At 64.3% G+C, this 15,835-nt stretch carries 14 protein-coding genes; 8 read left to right on the top strand and 6 right to left on the bottom strand.

The genetic code is table 11. From position 1 onward, the window contains the following. Window positions 1–5: 5 nt before the first annotated feature. From N5C28_RS20790 to kdgD, 4 genes are all read right to left on the bottom strand, one after another. Complete coding sequence (locus N5C28_RS20790; RefSeq protein ID WP_279825200.1) at window positions 6–1,358, bottom strand: MFS transporter; 1,353 nt, start codon at window positions 1,356–1,358, stop codon at window positions 6–8. A gap of 413 nt (window positions 1,359–1,771) precedes the next feature. Beyond that, complete coding sequence (locus N5C28_RS20785; RefSeq protein ID WP_279825199.1) at window positions 1,772–2,815, bottom strand: LacI family DNA-binding transcriptional regulator; 1,044 nt, start codon at window positions 2,813–2,815, stop codon at window positions 1,772–1,774. A 200-nt stretch (window positions 2,816–3,015) separates the two neighbouring features. After that, window positions 3,016–4,458: an aldehyde dehydrogenase family protein gene (locus N5C28_RS20780; RefSeq protein ID WP_279825197.1), complete on the bottom strand. Its 1,443-nt coding sequence runs from the start codon at window positions 4,456–4,458 to the stop codon at window positions 3,016–3,018. An 84-nt stretch (window positions 4,459–4,542) separates the two neighbouring features. Continuing rightward, entirely contained in the window at window positions 4,543–5,454 is a 912-nt protein-coding gene (gene kdgD, locus N5C28_RS20775; protein WP_279825196.1) for a 5-dehydro-4-deoxyglucarate dehydratase, read from the bottom strand. 629 nt (window positions 5,455–6,083) lie between these two features. On the opposite strand from kdgD, the gene N5C28_RS20770 reads away from it, so the two are divergent. Continuing rightward, a complete protein-coding gene (locus N5C28_RS20770; RefSeq protein WP_279825195.1) occupies window positions 6,084–7,490 on the top strand; it encodes an enolase C-terminal domain-like protein in 1,407 nt (468 codons plus the stop codon). Window positions 7,491–7,531: 41 nt separating this feature from the next. Here the strand turns inward: N5C28_RS20770 and N5C28_RS20765 are convergent, their stop codons facing one another. Beyond that, a complete protein-coding gene (locus N5C28_RS20765) occupies window positions 7,532–8,674 on the bottom strand; it encodes a mandelate racemase/muconate lactonizing enzyme family protein (protein WP_279825193.1) in 1,143 nt (380 codons plus the stop codon). A gap of 100 nt (window positions 8,675–8,774) precedes the next feature. Here N5C28_RS20765 and N5C28_RS20760 point away from each other — a divergent pair, with 100 nt between their 5' ends. From N5C28_RS20760 to N5C28_RS20735, 6 genes are all read left to right on the top strand, one after another. Then, the gene (locus tag N5C28_RS20760) at window positions 8,775–9,677 is read left to right on the top strand and encodes a LysR family transcriptional regulator (RefSeq protein ID WP_279825192.1); all 903 of its coding nucleotides are present in this window, start codon (window positions 8,775–8,777) and stop codon (window positions 9,675–9,677) included. Between the two features lie 317 nt (window positions 9,678–9,994). Further along, the gene (locus N5C28_RS20755) at window positions 9,995–10,822 is read left to right on the top strand and encodes an NAD(P)-dependent oxidoreductase (protein WP_279825190.1); all 828 of its coding nucleotides are present in this window, start codon (window positions 9,995–9,997) and stop codon (window positions 10,820–10,822) included. Between the two features lie 47 nt (window positions 10,823–10,869). After that, complete coding sequence (locus tag N5C28_RS20750; RefSeq protein WP_279825188.1) at window positions 10,870–11,754, top strand: SMP-30/gluconolactonase/LRE family protein; 885 nt, start codon at window positions 10,870–10,872, stop codon at window positions 11,752–11,754. 88 nt (window positions 11,755–11,842) lie between these two features. Further along, window positions 11,843–12,817 carry a TRAP transporter substrate-binding protein gene (locus N5C28_RS20745; RefSeq protein WP_279825187.1) on the top strand — a complete coding sequence of 325 codons (975 nt, stop codon included), beginning with the start codon at window positions 11,843–11,845 and terminating at the stop codon, window positions 12,815–12,817. A gap of 62 nt (window positions 12,818–12,879) precedes the next feature. Continuing rightward, a complete protein-coding gene (locus N5C28_RS20740; RefSeq protein ID WP_279825186.1) occupies window positions 12,880–13,407 on the top strand; it encodes a TRAP transporter small permease in 528 nt (175 codons plus the stop codon). Beyond that, complete coding sequence (locus N5C28_RS20735) at window positions 13,408–14,688, top strand: TRAP transporter large permease (RefSeq protein ID WP_279825185.1); 1,281 nt, start codon at window positions 13,408–13,410, stop codon at window positions 14,686–14,688. It begins immediately after the preceding gene. Window positions 14,689–14,758: 70 nt separating this feature from the next. On the opposite strand, the gene N5C28_RS20730 is transcribed toward N5C28_RS20735, so the two are convergent. Then, on the bottom strand, window positions 14,759–14,905 hold the full coding sequence (locus tag N5C28_RS20730) for a hypothetical protein (RefSeq protein WP_279825184.1): 147 nt from the start codon (window positions 14,903–14,905) through the stop codon (window positions 14,759–14,761). Here N5C28_RS20730 and N5C28_RS20725 point away from each other — a divergent pair. After that, window positions 14,904–15,815, top strand: coding sequence for a DMT family transporter (locus N5C28_RS20725; RefSeq protein ID WP_279825183.1), 912 nt, complete (start codon window positions 14,904–14,906; stop codon window positions 15,813–15,815). The two genes, N5C28_RS20730 and N5C28_RS20725, sit on opposite strands and share 2 nt — an antisense overlap. Window positions 15,816–15,835: the final 20 nt, after the last annotated feature.

The raw sequence follows: 15,835 nt of genomic DNA, 5'->3' as shown, positions 1-15,835 counted from the left end.
CAGGGTCAGGTTGCCGGTGCAGGCGAAGCCTGGTCGTTGACCGCCAGTCCGTTCTCATCCTTCAGCACGACGCGCTGGATGCGACCGACGATGAACAGGTAGCTGAATACCGCTACCAGGGCGTTGGCACCTACATACACCAGGGCCCACTTGAACGAACCGGTGGCGCTGATGATGTAGCCGATGACGATCGGGGTGGTGATCGACGCGATGTTGCCAAAGGTATTGAACAGGCCACCGGAAAGGCCGGCGATCTGCTTGGGCGAAGTATCCGACACAACGGCCCAGCCGAGCGCTCCGAGACCTTTACCAAAGAATGCAAGGGTCATGAAACCGACCACCATCCACTCCGCCGACACGTAGTTGCACAGCACCATGCTGGTGGACAGCATCAGGCCGCAGACGATGGGCAGCTTGCGCGCCAGGGTCAGGCTGTGGCCACGACGCAGCAGCCAGTCGGAGATCACCCCGCCGAGCACGCCGCCGACGAAGCCCATGATCGCGGGCAGGGAGGCGATGAAGCCGGCCTTGAGGATGGTCATGCCGCGCTCCTGCACCAGGTACACGGGGAACCAGGTGAGGAAGAAGTAGGTGATGGCGTTGATGCAGTACTGGCCCAGGTAGACGCCGACCATCATGCGGTTGGTGAGCAGTTGAGCGATGTAGTTCCACTTGGGACCGCCGCTGCCTTTGGCCTGATCCATGTCGACCAGACCACCGTTGCTGGCGATGTGCTCGATCTCGGCGGCGCTGGCGCGCGGGTGCTCCTTGGGGTTGTAGATGGTCTTCATCCACACGCCGGCGAAGATGATGCCCAGCACGCCCATGACCACGAACACGTGTTCCCAACCGTAGCTGTAGACGATCCAGCCCATCAGCGGGGCGAACAGCGCGGTGGCGAAGTACTGCGCGGAGTTGAAGATCGCCGAGGCCGTGCCGCGTTCCGCGGTGGGGAACCAGGCGGCCACGATGCGCGCGTTACCCGGGAAGGATGGCGCTTCGGCGAAGCCGACCATGAAGCGCAGTACGAACAGGGTCACCACGGCCCAGGCCACCGGCATCATGCCGACGAAGCCCTGCAGCAGGGTGAACAGCGACCAGATGAAAATGCCCGCGGCGTAGACGCGTTTGGAGCCGAAGCGGTCGAGCAGCCAGCCACCCGGGATCTGGCCGATCACGTAGGCCCAGCCGAAGGCGGAGAAAATGTAGCCGAGGGTCACCGCATCGATGCCCAGGTCCTTCTGCATGCTGGAGCCGGCGATGGAAATGGTGGCGCGGTCGGCATAGTTGATCGTGGTGACCAGAAACAGCATCAGCAGAATCAGGTACCGAACGTGGGTTTTCTTCGTATCACCCATGATGGGCATACCTCGTCATGTATTGTTTTTGTCGATAACGGGCGCGTGCAGGCGCCGGCCGCCTACGAGAGGCAGTTTCGGAAAGCAGTTCGTACGATCGGGCGCTCGGGCGAAGCCGAGAGCCCTAGGCGGGCACGGGCAGGAAGCCGGGCCTCGGCCGCAATGCGACGGATGCGGATGAACGGAAGAAGCCCCCGTTCGGGGCCTGGTGGGAGAAGCAGGGACTGGCGTTTTTCACGGTTATTATCCTTATTTGTCGGCAGTGGATCGGCTGTTCGCTGGCACGATGATTGCGCAATCAAATCAGCTCGGAGGGCAGTCCACTACCCAGTTCGCTACGGGAATGACTTTACTATGATTGCGCAATCATTCAAGCGAAAAATGCGTTCCAGACGGGTTTGCCGGACAAGAGGTCAGGTGGTCGCGCGGTCGATCAGGGTGAAGCCGGTATCCAGCCGAACCGGTTGCGGCTGTGCACCGTCGCGAAAGCGTTGCAACAGGGCATTGGCCACCAGCTTGCCCATGCGCGAACCGTCCACGTTGACCGTGGAAAGTGCCGGGAAAACATGGGCTGCGCTGGACAGATCACCGAAGCCCATCACCGCCAGTTGCTCGGGTACGCGAATGCCCTGGCAGGCGGCTTCGGCGAGGATGCCCTGGGCCACGGTGTCGGAACTGCAGACGATGACATCCGGGCGATGGCCCTTTTCCAGCAACCGTTGCAGCCCTTCCCGCCCGCTGAGCACCGAGGCCGGTGCGGCCAGCACTTCCGTCGGCACGTCGTCGATGCCCAGTTTCTTCAACTGCGACACCACGCTGCGGCTGCGTTTCAGGGCGCGGGAGTCGTCGACCGAAACGATGGCGAAACGCCGATAGCCCTTGCCATGCAGGTGCGTGGCGATGGCGCTGCCGACCTTCTCGTGGGAGAAGCCGACCTGCATGTCGATCGGTGTCTTGCCCAGATCCCAGGCCTCCACCACCGGAATGCCGGCTGCGCTCAGACGGGTACGGCTTTCCTGGGTATGCAACGTGCCGGTCAGCACGATGCCGTCCGGCCGACGCCCGAGCACGGCACCGAGCAGGCGCTCCTCCTGTTCGGCGGAATAACCGGTGAGACCGAGCAGCGTCTGGTAACCGGCAGCCGCCAGGTGATCCATGAGCGCCTGCACCGTTTCGGCGAAGATGGTGTGGGCAATGGTCGGCACGAAGATCGCGACCAGCCGGCTCTTGTTGGAGGCCAGGCCGCCGGCGAGCATGTTGGGCACGTAACCGGTCTGCCGCACAGCTTCGAGCACCTTGTTGCGCGCGGCTTCGCTGACCACCTCGGGGCGGTTCAGGGCACGCGACACGGTGATCGGCGACACGCCTGCCACCCGGGCTACATCGATCAACGTGATGCTGGGGCTTCCGGCAACGGCGGGCGGCGCAAGGGCAGATCGGGTGGGCTTCTTCGCCATGGCGGGGAGACTGACTTCACGAGGGAAGCCGCATCTTACCGGGCGCTTTCGTGCAGTGCCTAGAGGGGCAAGGTTTCGTGGTGTTGCCACCCGGGAGTGCGTTGGAGCGGGCGCCGTGCCTGGGCTGAAACCTGAGGCTCGACGGAGGGAAACCGGTCATGCCGACGGGCGAACCGCCGACAAGACCGGGCACAGCAGGATCAGCCGATGTAGGTGGTCTTCACCGTGGTGTAGAACTCTTGGGCGTACTTGCCCTGCTCACGGCTGCCGTAGGAAGACCCTTTGCGACCACCGAACGGCACGTGGTAATCCACCCCCGCCGTCGGCAGGTTGACCATGACCATGCCGGCCTGGACATGCCGCTTGAAGTGGTTGGCGTACTTCAGCGAGGTGGTGCAGATGCCCGCCGACAGGCCGAACTCGGTGTCGTTGGCCATGGCCAGGGCTTCTTCGTAGTTGGCCACCTTCACGATGTTGGCCACCGGGCCGAAGATTTCCTCGCGGCTGATGCGCATGTCGCCGGTGCTGTCGGCGAACAGGGTCGGCGCCAGGTAGAAGCCTTCCTTCTCGCTGCCCACCCGCTCGCCACCGCAGACCAGGCGTGCACCTTCCTGCTTGCCGATTTCGATGTACTTCAGGTCCTGATCCAGCTGGGCCTGCGACACCACCGGGCCGACGTCCGTGCCTTTGTCCAGGGCATGGCCGACCTTGATCGACTTCATCCGCTCGGCCATGGCCGCGACGAAACGGTCGTAGATACCGGCCGTGACGATCAGGCGGCTGGAGGCCGTGCAGCGCTGGCCGGTCGAGTAGAAGGCGCTCTGCACCGCCAGCTCCACCGCGACGTCCAGGTCGGCGTCATCGAGGATCACCTGCGGGTTCTTGCCGCCCATTTCCAGCTGGACCTTGGCACCGCGGGCAATGGCGTTGGCGGCGATGGTACGACCCACACCCACCGAACCGGTGAAGCTGATGCCATCGACCTGCTTGTTCTGCACGATGGTTTCACCCACCACGCGGCCCGTACCCATCACCAGGTTGAAGACCCCGGCCGGGAAGCCCGCGCGCGAGATGATTTCGGTGACGGCCCAGGCGCAGCCCGGTACCAGATCAGCCGGTTTCAACACCACGCAGTTACCGTAGGCCAGGGCCGGGGCGACCTTCCAGGACGGAATGGCGATGGGGAAGTTCCACGGGGTGATCAGGCCGACCACGCCCAGCGGCTCGCGGGTGATTTCCACCGACACGCCGGGGCGCACGGACGGCAGCAGCTCACCGGCCAGGCGCAGGCACTCGCCGGCGAAGAACTTGAAGATATTGCCGGCGCGGGTCACTTCGCCGATGGCTTCAGGCAGGGTCTTGCCCTCCTCCCGGGCCAGCAGTGCGCCGAGCTCTTCACGGCGCGCGAGGATCTCGCTGCCGACCTTGTCCAGGGAATCGCTGCGCGCCTGGATGCCGGAGGTGGACCAGGCCGGGAAGGCCGCGCGGGCAGCAGCGATGGCCTGGTTGACCTGGTCGGCATCGGCCTGGGCGTAGTCGCCCACCACATCGGACAGGTCCGACGGGTTGACGTTGGGGGCGTAACTGGCACCGGCGACCCACTGGCCATTGATGTAGTTGTCGAAACGTTGAGCATTAGCCACGAGTTGTCTCCTTATGATGAAAAACGGCGCCATCCCGGGAGGGAAGGCGCCGCTGTGTCAGGGAGAAGCGGTACTGCGTGAAACTTACTGGGCGCCCTGGGCTTCGATCAGCGCGGCGAGCATTTCGTACTCTTCCGGCAGCAGATCGGTCAGCGGGGTACGCACCGGGCCTGCGTCGTGACCGACGATCTTGGCACCGGCCTTGATGATGCTGACACCGTAACCGGCGCAACGGTTGCGGATGGCCAGGTAAGGCAGGAAGAACTCGTCGATGATCTTGCCAACGGTCGCGTGATCGTCACGGGCCATTGCATGGTAGAAGGTCATCGCGGTTTTCGGGATGAAGTTGAACACGGCCGACGAGTAGACCGGCACGCCCAGGGCCTTGTAGGCAGCGGCGTAGACTTCAGCGGTCTGCAGGCCACCCAGGTAGCTCAGGCGGTCGCCAAGGCGACGACGGATGGAAACCATCAGCTCGATGTCACCGACACCGTCCTTGTAGCCGATCAGGTTCGGGCAACGGTCGGCAACCTGCTCCAGCAGCGCGGCGTTCAGGCGGCAGACGCTGCGGTTGTACACGACCACACCGATCTTCACCGATTTGCACACGGCTTCAACGTGCAGGGCAACACCTTCCTGGCTGGCTTCGGTCAGGTAGTGCGGCAGCAGCAGCAGGCCTTTGGCGCCCAGGCGCTCGGCTTCCTGAGCCATTTCGATCGCCTGACGGGTCGGGCCACCGACGCCGGCCAGGATTGGCACGCTGCCAGCACAGGTGTCGACGGCAGTCTTGATGACGGACGAATACTCTTTGCCGGTCAGGGAGAAAAACTCGCCGGTACCACCAGCGGCGAACAGCGCCGACGCACCGTACGGGGCCAGCCACTCGAGGCGGCGCGCATAGGTGTCAGCACGGAAATCACCGGCAGCATCGAAGTCGGTCACTGGGAAGGACAGCAGACCGGAGGAAAGGATGGACTTCAGTTCTTGTGGATTCATTATTCGAGCACCCTGTAAAGCGAGTTGTGATGAAGTACGTCAGCCTGAGCTGTGAGAGATACGTTATCGTACAACTTAAAACAAAACCACTCTTTTTCATCGTCGCGTGCGACGGCGCCTTCGCCCTGCAAAAACCGCTGAAAACGAGGCAGAACGCAGGCTTTGCCTGGTTTTGACCGGGGCTTCCACCCGCAAGGCGGTGGCGAGCATAACGTCCGACGACCGACCGTTGGTCACTTCAATGGTCGCGTTGACAAGCCGCAAAACCCCTAACGATAATCGCGACACGTCGTACGACAACGTATAACGGCCCTATAAAAACAAAACACAAACAGCCTAGCCATGATCACGTTATCACCGGCCACGAGGCCAGCGCCTCATCCGCACGCCAGGTCCGCCGCCGCGCTGGTCTGCCTGCTCACCTCCCAGGCATCGGCACAGCCGCAACCCCCGGCCCTGCCCGATTCGCCCGACGATCACCCTGCGCCCGCTCGCCCGCTCGCCCGCTCGCCCGCTTGCCGCGACCACCCTGCCCCACCCCGGCCTGCGAACCCGCGCCCGAATTTCCCTGGCCACCCCGGCTTTCCTCAACGAGCAGCCCCGCGCTGCATCACTGGAGCGATACCCCCATGGTTGAACACCTGCGCACGACAACCCCGACGGTGCTGGAGATGGACGTCATCCCGGTGGCGGGCCACGACAGCATGCTGCTCAACCTGTGCGGGGCCCACGCCCCCTACTTCACACGCAACCTGGTGCTGCTCAAGGACAGCACCGGCCGTACCGGGATCGGTGAAGTCCCCGGCGGCGAAGGCATTCGCCAGGCCCTGGAGCGGGTGCGCGGCCTGGTCATCGGTCAGCCCATCGGCCTGTACAACCGCACGCTGAACACCCTGCGCCGGGCCATTGCCGGGCGCGACGGGAACGGCCCGCAAGCCACCGTGCACCAGGTCACCTCGGAATCCGAAGCCGCGGTGCTCAAGCAGCCCCACGAAATCAACCTGCGCCTGGACAACGTGATCACCGCCGTGGAGGCCGCCCTGCTCGACCTGCTGGGCCAGCACCTGGACGTGCCGGTGGCCGACCTGCTGGGCAGCGGCCAACAGCGCGACAGCGTGCCGATGCTCGCCTACCTCTTCTATATAGGTGACCGCACCCGCACCGACCTGCCGTACCTTGCGGGCGACACAACCGGCGATGCGTGGTACCAGCTGCGCCATCAGGAAGCGGTGACGCCTGAGGCGATCGTCCGCCTGGCCGAAGCGACCCACGCGCGCTACGGCTTCAAGGACTTCAAGCTCAAGGGTGGCGTCATGACCGGTGCCGAGGAGATGCAGGCCATCGCTGGCATCAAGGCGCGCTTCCCCGACGCCCGCGTCACCCTCGACCCCAACGGTGCCTGGTCCCTGGCCGAAGCCATCGACCTGTGCAAGGGCCAGGGCCACATCCTGGCCTACGCCGAAGACCCGTGCGGTCCGGAAAACGGCTACTCCGGTCGCGAGATCATGGCGGAGTTCAAGCGCGCCACCGGCATCCCCACCGCTACCAATATGGTCGCCACCGACTGGCGCCAGATGGGCCACTCGCTGCGCCTCGAAGCGGTGGACATCCCCCTGGCCGACCCGCATTTCTGGACCATGCAGGGCTCGGTACGCCTGGCACAGATGTGCGAGGAGTTCGGCCTGGTCTGGGGCTCGCACTCGAACAACCACTTCGACGTGTCCCTGGCCATGTTCACCCACGCCGCCGCCGCGGCACCGGGCCGCATCACCGCCATCGACACCCACTGGATCTGGCAGGAAGGCCAGGAGCGCCTGACCCACGAACCGCTGCAGATCGTCGGCGGCCAGGTCAAGGTGCCGCAAAAACCGGGCCTCGGCATCGAGCCGGACATGGACCGCATCCAGGCCGCCAACGCGCTGTACAAGAAAGTGGCGAACGGCGCCCGGGACGACGCCATGGCCATGCAATACCTGATCCCTGGCTGGAAATACGACCCCAAGCAACCCAGCATCGGCCGCAAGCAGCAGGGCTGAGCGCAGCGCGGCACCCGATCGTCGGGTGCCGCGCCCTTCTTCTAGACGCGCTGGCCAACGCTCCAGCGCGCCACGGTCCATCCTTCGACCTGCTCGCTCAGGCTCAGCCCCAGGCCTGGGCGCGCGGGTACCTGCATGCAGCCATCGCGAATCTCCAGGCGCTCGTTGAACAGCGGCTCCAGCCACTCGAAATGCTCGACCCAGACGCGGTGCTCGTAGGCAGCGGCCAGGTGAATGTGGATTTCCATGACGAAATGCGGCGCCAGGCACAGCCGCTTGCGCCGCGCGGCTTCGGCCACCTGCAGGAACGGCGTGATCCCCCCGACCCGGGGCGCGTCGGGCATGAGCACATCCACCGCGTTGCGGTCGATAAAGGCGCACACGTCCGTCGCCGAGCTGAGCATTTCCCCGCTGCCCACCGGCGTGACCAGTTGCGCGGACAGCGCGGCATGCCCCTCGACGTCATGGGCGTCCAGTGGCTCCTCGATCCACTCCAGGTGCTGATCTTCCAGGGCCTGGCCCATGCGCAGGGCGCTGGTGAGGTCCCACTGCTGGTTGGCGTCCACCATCAGCGCCACCCCGTCCCCCAGGGCGCGGCGCAACGCGCGGACGCGCTGCAGGTCCAGGGCCTGGTCCGGCTGCCCGACCTTGAGCTTGATACCGCCGATTCCCCGCGCGAGGGAGCCCTGCGCGTTCTCGATCACCTGCTCGATGGGCGCCTGCAGGTAACCGCCAGAGGTGTTGTAGCAGGGCACGGCGTCGCGGTGGGCGCCGAGCAGCTTGGCCAATGGCAGGCCGGCTCGCCGGGCCTTGAGGTCCCACAGGGCCGTGTCCAGCGGCCCGATGGCTTGGGCGCTCAGGCCGCCGCGTCCGATCGAGGCGCACCCCCACATCAGCTTTTCCCACAATCGGCCGGTGTCGCTGGGGTCTTCACCCAGCAGCAGCGGCGCCAGCTCGCAGGCCTGGGCGAACTGCGCCGCACGTCCCATGCGCAAGGTGTAGCCGAATCCAAGCCCGCTGTGGCCGGACGCACTCTGCACCTCGGCCAGCAGAATCGACACGCTGTCCAGCGGGCGCTGGCGCCCGGTCAGCACCTTGGCATCACTGACAGCCAGGTTCAGTGGCAACTCGATGGAGCGCAGCCCCACCCAGACAATACGGTCCCGCTCAGCCTGTTCATTCATCACTGCGACCTCTCCAGATGGACAAGGTGGCCGAGCATGACGACGCTCATTGAAAGCGTCTAATCTAATGAACCTTGCGATTGATACAGAAAAGGCATCAATGCTCGAACTGTCCCAACTGCGCTGCTTCACCACGGTGGCCACCGAGCTGAATTTCCGCCGCGCCGCCGAACGCCTGAACATGACGCAACCGCCACTGAGCCGGCAGATACAATTGCTGGAGCACAGCCTCGGGGTCAGCCTGCTCCATCGCAGCACCCGCTCGGTGAGCCTGACCGCCGCCGGCCGCGCCTTCTTCATCGAAGCCCAGGCGCTGCTCGAACATGCGCAGAACGCCGCCACCGCCGCGCAACGGATCGCTCGGGGCGACGCCGGCTCGATCGGCATCAGCTTCATCGCCGCCGCAACGCATGACTTCCTGCCCCAGGTGGTGAGCTGGGCGCGCCAGGAACACCCCGGCCTGACGGTGTCGCTGCACGAGATGCCCACCTTCGATCAGTTCGAGGCCCTGCGCACCCGGCGCATCGACTTGGGCATCGTGCGCACACCCGTGCCCCAGCAAGGCCTGGTCAGCGAATGCCTGCTGCGCGAGCCGTTCGTGCTGGCGGTGCCTGCCGGACATGCCCTGGCCGATCACCCGGACCTGGCGATCACCGCCCTGGCCGGACAGCCCCTCATTCTGTACGCGCACGCCGCCTGGCAGCCGTTCAACGAGCTGCTGACGGGCATGTTCCGCTCCGCACGGGTGGCGCCGGACATCGTCCAGCACAGCGGCTCTACCCTGACCATCCTGTCGCTGGTCAACGCCGGCCTCGGCGTGGCTCTGGTGCCGCGCAGCGCCAGCCGCATCGGCTTCGGGCAGGTGCGCTATTGCCCCATCACCCTGGACCCCGGCGTGCGGAGCGAACTGCACCTGGTGTGGCGCGACGACAATGACAACCCGGCGTGCCAGCCGATGCGCGACGCCATCCGCCTGGCGGCCCGGCATTCGGATCATTCCTAAAAGGCATAAGAGATACGTTGTCATACAACAATAAGTGCCTGAAATACGCTGATATTTCACCGCCCGCCCAGCCGCTGGCCGCGGATGACGACGGTGGCACTACGATTTCAACAGAACGCCGAGCTAGAGCCTTCCTCCCGTTAAAAATCCGCCTTTTTCGCGGCACCTTCGCGCGGTGCTCAGCGCCGACGAACGCCAGGCCAACTGCGCAAATTCCTCCCATGGTCGCGTTGACAAACTGATGGCCCGATGATGATAATCGGCGCAAGTCATACGACAACAGATGACATCCAATAACAACAATGCAGAGTCCTGCCATGACCACGACGTCCAACGCCAACACCCCCTTCAATCGCCTGCTGCTCACCGGCGCAGCAGGCGGGCTAGGCAAGGTTCTGCGGGAAAGCCTGCGTCCTTACGCCAACATCATTCGTTTGTCCGATATTGCCGAGATGGCACCTGCCGCCGGCCCGCATGAAGAAATCCAGGTCTGCGACCTCTCCGACAAAGCCGCCGTCCACGCGCTGGTCGAAGGCGTCGATGCCATCGTGCATTTCGGTGGTGTCTCGGTAGAGCGCCCCTTCGAAGAAATCGTCGGCCCCAACATCTGCGGCGTGTTCCATATCTATGAAGCCGCCCGCCGCCACGGCGTGAAGCGCGTGATCTTCGCCAGCTCCAACCACGTCATCGGCTTCTACCAGCAGAACGAAACCATCGACGCCAACTGCGCCCGCCGCCCGGACAGCTACTACGGCCTGTCCAAGTCCTACGGCGAGGACATGGCCAGCTTCTACTTCGATCGCTATGGCATCGAGACCGTCAGCATCCGCATCGGCTCGTCCTTCCCGGTCCCGCAGAACCGCCGGATGATGAGCACCTGGCTGAGCTTCCGCGACCTGACCCAGCTGATCGAGCGCTCGCTCTACACCCCGAACGTCGGCCACACCGTGGTCTACGGCATGTCCGACAACAAGGAAGTCTGGTGGGACAACCGCCTGGCCGATCACCTGGGCTACAAGCCGCAGGACACCTCGGAAGTCTTCCGCGACCAGGTCGAAGCGCAGCCCAAGCCGGCCGCCGATGACCCGGCAGCGATCTACCACGGCGGCGCCTTCGTCGCGGCCGGTCCGTTCGGCGACGACTGATCCGGACACGCAACACCGACAACAAGAACAACAGAGAACGAGCTGCCATGCACGCTGAACTGATTCTCGACGCACGCAATGCCACCGGTGAAAGCCCGGTCTGGAGCAGCCGGGAGCAGGCCCTGTACTGGGTCGATATCCCGGCCAAGCGCCTGAACCGCTGGACCCCGTCCGACAACGCCACGCAGAGCTGGGAAGGCGACGAAATGATCGCCTGCATCGCCCAGGGCCGCGACGGCGCCTGGATCGCCGGGATGGAAAGCGGCCTGTTCCGCCTGGAGACCGGCACCGACGGTCGCCTGGTCAGCACCCGCCTGAACCGCGTGGAGCATGCCCAGGCCGGCATGCGTTTCAACGACGGTCGTTGCGATCGGCAGGGTCGTTTCTGGGCCGGCACCATGCTGCTGGACATGGCCGCCGGCATCTCAGCTGGTGCCGTGTATCGCCACGAGCCGGGACAACCGGTGCTGGCGCCACAGCTCTCCCCGTTCATCGTGCCCAACGGCATGGCCTTCAGCCCCGACGGCAAGACCATGTACCTGTCCGACTCGCACCCTACCGTGCAGGCGGTCTGGGCCTTCGACTACGACATCGATACCGGCGCCCCGCACAACCGCCGCCTGTTCATCGACATGAACGCCTACCCGGGCCGCCCGGATGGCGCTGCGATCGATGTCGAAGGCTGCTACTGGATCTGCGGCAACGACGCCGGCCTGGTTCACCGTTTCACCCCCGACGGCCGCCTCGACCGCTCCCTCGCCGTGCCGGTGAAGAAGCCCGCCATGTGCGCCTTCGGTGGCCGCAACATGGACACCCTGTTCGTCACCTCGATCCGCCCCGGCGGTGACCTGGCCGACCAACCCCTGGCAGGCGGCGTGTTCGCCCTGCAACCCGGTATCGCCGGGCTGGAGGAAACGCCGTTCGCTCACTGAGTTCAACACCTGGGGAGCGGTTGCCTGACAGCTGCCACCCCGGGGTTCGCAACGCTGCACACCTACAACAACAAGATGGAGTTCCACCATGAATTTCAAACGCAAGTTGCTTATCGCCGCACTTCCGCTGGCCCTCGGTCTGTCCTCCCTGGCACAGGCCGACATGACCCTGAAAATCGCTGAAATCCACCCCGCCGGCTACCCGACCGTAGTCGCCATGGAAAACCTCGGCAAGAAGCTCGATACCGCCACCAACGGCGAAATCAAGTCGCGCATGTTCTCCGGCGGCGTACTGGGTTCCGAGAAAGAGGTCATCGAGCAGACCCAGATCGGCGCCGTTCAGCTGACCCGCGTCAGCCTGGGTTCCGTGGGCTCGGTCGTTCCGGCCACCAACGTCTTCAACATGCCGTTCGTGTTCCGCGACATCGACCACATGCGCAAAGTGGTGGACGGTGAAATCGGCCAGGAAATCCTCGATGCCATCACCAACTCCGACTTCAACATGGTCGGCCTGGCGTGGATGGAAGCCGGTAGCCGCAGCCTGTACACCAAGAAGCCGGTGCGCAGCATCGAAGACCTGAAAGGCATGAAGATCCGTGTGATCGGCAACCCGCTGTTCATCGACACCCTGAACGCCATGGGCGGCAACGGTATCGCCATGGACACCGGTGAAATCTTCAGCGCCCTGCAAAGCGGCGTGATCGATGGCGCCGAGAACAACTCGCCGACCCTGCTCGAGCACAACCACTTCCGCGAAGCCAAGTACTACACCCAGACCCACCACCTGATCCTGCCCGAGCCGCTGCTGATGTCCAAGACCACTTGGAACAAGCTGACCCCCGAGCAGCAGGCACTGGTCAAGAAACTGGCCAAGGAAGCCCAGCTGGAAGAGCGTGATCTGTGGGTCGCCAAGGAAACCGCATCCAACGAGAAGCTGAAGGCTGAAGGCGTCGAGTTCATCGAAGTCGACACCAAGCCTTTCTACGACGCAACCGCTCCGGTTCGCGAGAAGTACGGCGCGCAGTTCGCCGATCTGATCAAGCGCATCGAAGCCGTCAAGTAATCCCCTCGCGCAAGCGCATGACACCGGCGTTCCGTCGGTGTCATGCCATCCGGTGAAGTCTCATGAAAAACCTGGTTCTGGGCGTCAATGACGCCATTTACCGCGCCTGTATCCTGGTCGCCAGCGTGGCGATCGTGATCATGGCCACGATCATCCCCTGGGGCGTCTTCAGCCGTTACGTGCTGGGTCAAGGATTGGGCTGGCCCGAGCCCATCTCCGTTCTGCTGATGGTGGTCTTCACCTTCATCGGCGCGGCTGCCGGCTACCGTGCCGGTGCTCACATGGCCGTGACATCCCTTACCGATCGACTGCCGCAAAGCCTGGAGCCGGTGTTCACCCTGTTCGTGCGCCTGTGCATGGGCGCCATCGCCCTGTTCATGCTGATCTGGGGCTACAAGCTGTGCGTCGCCACATGGAACCAGTACCTCAGCACCCTGCCTTCGGTACGCGTCGGCATCAGTTACATGCCGATCCCGGTGGGCGGTTTCATCACCCTGCTGTTCGTCCTCGAGCAGCTGCTGTATGGCGATCAACACAAGCGCCGTGCCGTCGATTTCGAATACGTTGAAGATTCCAAGGAGGCCGCGTAAATGGATGCCGCCATTCTCGTAGGCAGTTTCATCTTTCTGATTCTGCTGCGCGTCCCCGTTGCTTACTCGCTCGGTATATCGGCCCTGATCGGTGCCTGGTGGATCGATATCCCCCTGCACGCCGTGATGATCCAGATCGCCGGCGGGGTCAACAAGTTCTCCCTGCTGGCCATTCCGTTCTTCGTGCTGGCCGGTGCGATCATGGCCGAAGGTGGCATGGCCCGCCGTCTGGTGGCCTTCGCCGGGGTTCTGGTCGGTTTCGTTCGCGGCGGCCTGTCGCTGGTGAACATCACCGCCTCGACCTTCTTCGGCGCCATTTCCGGCTCGTCCCTGGCCGACACCGCCTCGGTGGGTTCGGTGCTGATCCCGGAAATGGAGAAGAAGGGCTACCCGCGTGAGTTCGCCACTGCCGTGACCGTGTCCGGTTCGGTGCAGGCGCTGCTCACCCCGCCCAGCCACAACTCGGTGATCTACTCGCTCGCCGCCGGCGGCACCGTGTCCATCGCTGCGCTGTTCATGGCCGGTATCGGCCCGGGCCTGCTGATGAGCGCCACCATGGCGGCGCTGTGCCTGTGGTTCGCCAAGAAGCGCAACTACCCGAAAGGCGAAGTGATCCCGCTGCGCCAGGCGATCAAGATCTGCGTCGAAGCCCTGTGGGGCCTGATGACCATGATCATCATCCTCGGCGGTATTCTCTCCGGCGTGTTCACCGCCACCGAGTCCGCTGCGGTTGCCGTGCTCTGGGCACTCTTCGTCACCATGTTCATCTACCGCGACTACAAGTGGAGCGAACTGCCGAAGATGCTGCACCGCACGGTGCGCACCCTGTCGATCGTGATGATCCTCATCGCCTTCGCCGCCGCGTTCGGCTACATCATGACCCTGATGCAGATCCCGTCGAAGATCACCACCGCTTTCCTGACCCTGTCGGATAACCGCTACGTGATCCTGATGTGCATCAACATGATGCTGCTGGCGCTCGGCACGCTGATGGACATGGCACCGCTGATCCTGATCCTGACCCCGATCCTGCTGCCCGTCGTCACCTCTTTCGGCGTCGACCCGGTACACTTCGGCATGATCATGCTGGTCAACCTGGGTATCGGGCTGATCACGCCACCGGTGGGTGCGGTACTGTTCGTGGGGGCTGCCATCGGCAAGGTCACCATCGAAAATACCGTGAAGGCACTGCTGCCGTTCTACGCAGCACTGTTCATGGTTCTGATGCTGGTGACCTATGTTCCGGCCATCTCCCTGTGGCTGCCGAGCGTCGTGCTCTGACAGCAACCCCGGGCATTGAACGAAAACGCCGCCCAATCGGGCGGCGTTTTGCTTTTAGGGCCTGTAGCGCCTATTGAACGTCTCGCGGGCTGGAGTCAGGCAAGGCGAAACCCGGTGAAGAAGCGCCGCTTCCAAGCCCGGTTTCAATCGAACTGGCTGACGCAGCAGGCAGTAAATAGGCGCTGAACAGCGCCATGACAAACAGGAATTTCGTCATGCAAGGTTCCACCCCGTTTCCGCGTCACATCGCCGTCCTGATCCTCGCGACACTGGCGTGCTCCTTCGCCGCCAACCACGTCGCCGCGCGGATCGCCTTCGACCACGACACCGGCCTGTTGCTGGCCATGCTCTGCCGGGCCGGGGTCACCCTGGTGGCCCTGGCAGCCTTGGTGTTCTGGCGGCGTGAATCGCTGAATCTGAGCCGCGCCACCTGGGGCTGGCAGATCCTGCTGGGCCTGTTGATCGCGATCCAGAGTTTCTGCATCTACTCGGCGGTGGCACGGATTCCGGTGGCGCTGGCGTTGCTGGTGGTCAACCTCTCGCCGATCCTGCTGGCCCTGCTCACCTGGGCACTGGGCGGCGCCGCACCGACGCGCCAGGCGCTGGGCATCATGGGGGTGATCCTGTTTGGCCTGGTACTGGTGCTGGATGTGCCGGGACGCCTGTTCAGCGCCGGCGAGCCGGATGCGGAATGGGTTGCCGGGATTCTCTTCGGCCTGACCGCCGCCGCGGTGTTCGCCGTAGCCTTGTGGGTCACCGAGCACCGCCTGTCCAAGATGGCCGGCTCGGTGCGCAGCATGCTGACCCTGTCGGTGGTATTCGGCGCCTCGACCCTGCTCGGTGCCACCGGGCTGATCCCGGGTGGCCTGAGCCTGCCGAGCGCCACCGAAGGCTGGATCGCCCTCGCCTGCCTGGTGCTGCTCTACGGCGCGGCGTTCTCCACCCTGTTCATCTGCATGCCGCGCCTGAACATCGCGCGCAACGCACCGGTGATGAACATGGAACCGGTGGCCGGCATGGTGCTGGGCTGGCTGATTCTCAACCAGGTCCTGGGTGGCCTGCAGGTGGTTGGCGGGCTGATCGTGGTGGGCGGCATCGTCATGCTGGCCTATCGCAAGGCCAACTGACGAATGACGACCCGGTCGCC

It is taken from the genome of Pseudomonas sp. GD03944 (genome assembly GCF_029839275.1).
In the GTDB taxonomy this organism is placed as follows: domain Bacteria; phylum Pseudomonadota; class Gammaproteobacteria; order Pseudomonadales; family Pseudomonadaceae; genus Aquipseudomonas.
This window is presented reverse-complemented; position numbering and strand designations above follow the sequence as displayed.

Bases quoted from the DNA above. Each gene is read 5' to 3' on its own strand.
- N5C28_RS20790 (WP_279825200.1), bottom strand. From the start codon at position 1,358: ATGGGTGATACGAAGAAAACCCACGTTCGGTACCTGATTCTGCTGATG.
- N5C28_RS20785 (WP_279825199.1), bottom strand. From the start codon at position 2,815: ATGGCGAAGAAGCCCACCCGATCTGCCCTTGCGCCGCCCGCCGTTGCC.
- kdgD (WP_279825196.1), bottom strand. From the start codon at position 5,454: ATGAATCCACAAGAACTGAAGTCCATCCTTTCCTCCGGTCTGCTGTCC.
- N5C28_RS20770 (WP_279825195.1), top strand. From the start codon at position 6,084: ATGGTTGAACACCTGCGCACGACAACCCCGACGGTGCTGGAGATGGAC.
- N5C28_RS20765 (WP_279825193.1), bottom strand. From the start codon at position 8,674: ATGAATGAACAGGCTGAGCGGGACCGTATTGTCTGGGTGGGGCTGCGC.
- N5C28_RS20760 (WP_279825192.1), top strand. From the start codon at position 8,775: ATGCTCGAACTGTCCCAACTGCGCTGCTTCACCACGGTGGCCACCGAG.
- N5C28_RS20755 (WP_279825190.1), top strand. From the start codon at position 9,995: ATGACCACGACGTCCAACGCCAACACCCCCTTCAATCGCCTGCTGCTC.
- N5C28_RS20750 (WP_279825188.1), top strand. From the start codon at position 10,870: ATGCACGCTGAACTGATTCTCGACGCACGCAATGCCACCGGTGAAAGC.
- N5C28_RS20745 (WP_279825187.1), top strand. From the start codon at position 11,843: ATGAATTTCAAACGCAAGTTGCTTATCGCCGCACTTCCGCTGGCCCTC.
- N5C28_RS20740 (WP_279825186.1), top strand. From the start codon at position 12,880: ATGAAAAACCTGGTTCTGGGCGTCAATGACGCCATTTACCGCGCCTGT.
- N5C28_RS20735 (WP_279825185.1), top strand. From the start codon at position 13,408: ATGGATGCCGCCATTCTCGTAGGCAGTTTCATCTTTCTGATTCTGCTG.
- N5C28_RS20725 (WP_279825183.1), top strand. From the start codon at position 14,904: ATGCAAGGTTCCACCCCGTTTCCGCGTCACATCGCCGTCCTGATCCTC.
- N5C28_RS20730 (WP_279825184.1), bottom strand. From the start codon at position 14,905: ATGACGAAATTCCTGTTTGTCATGGCGCTGTTCAGCGCCTATTTACTG.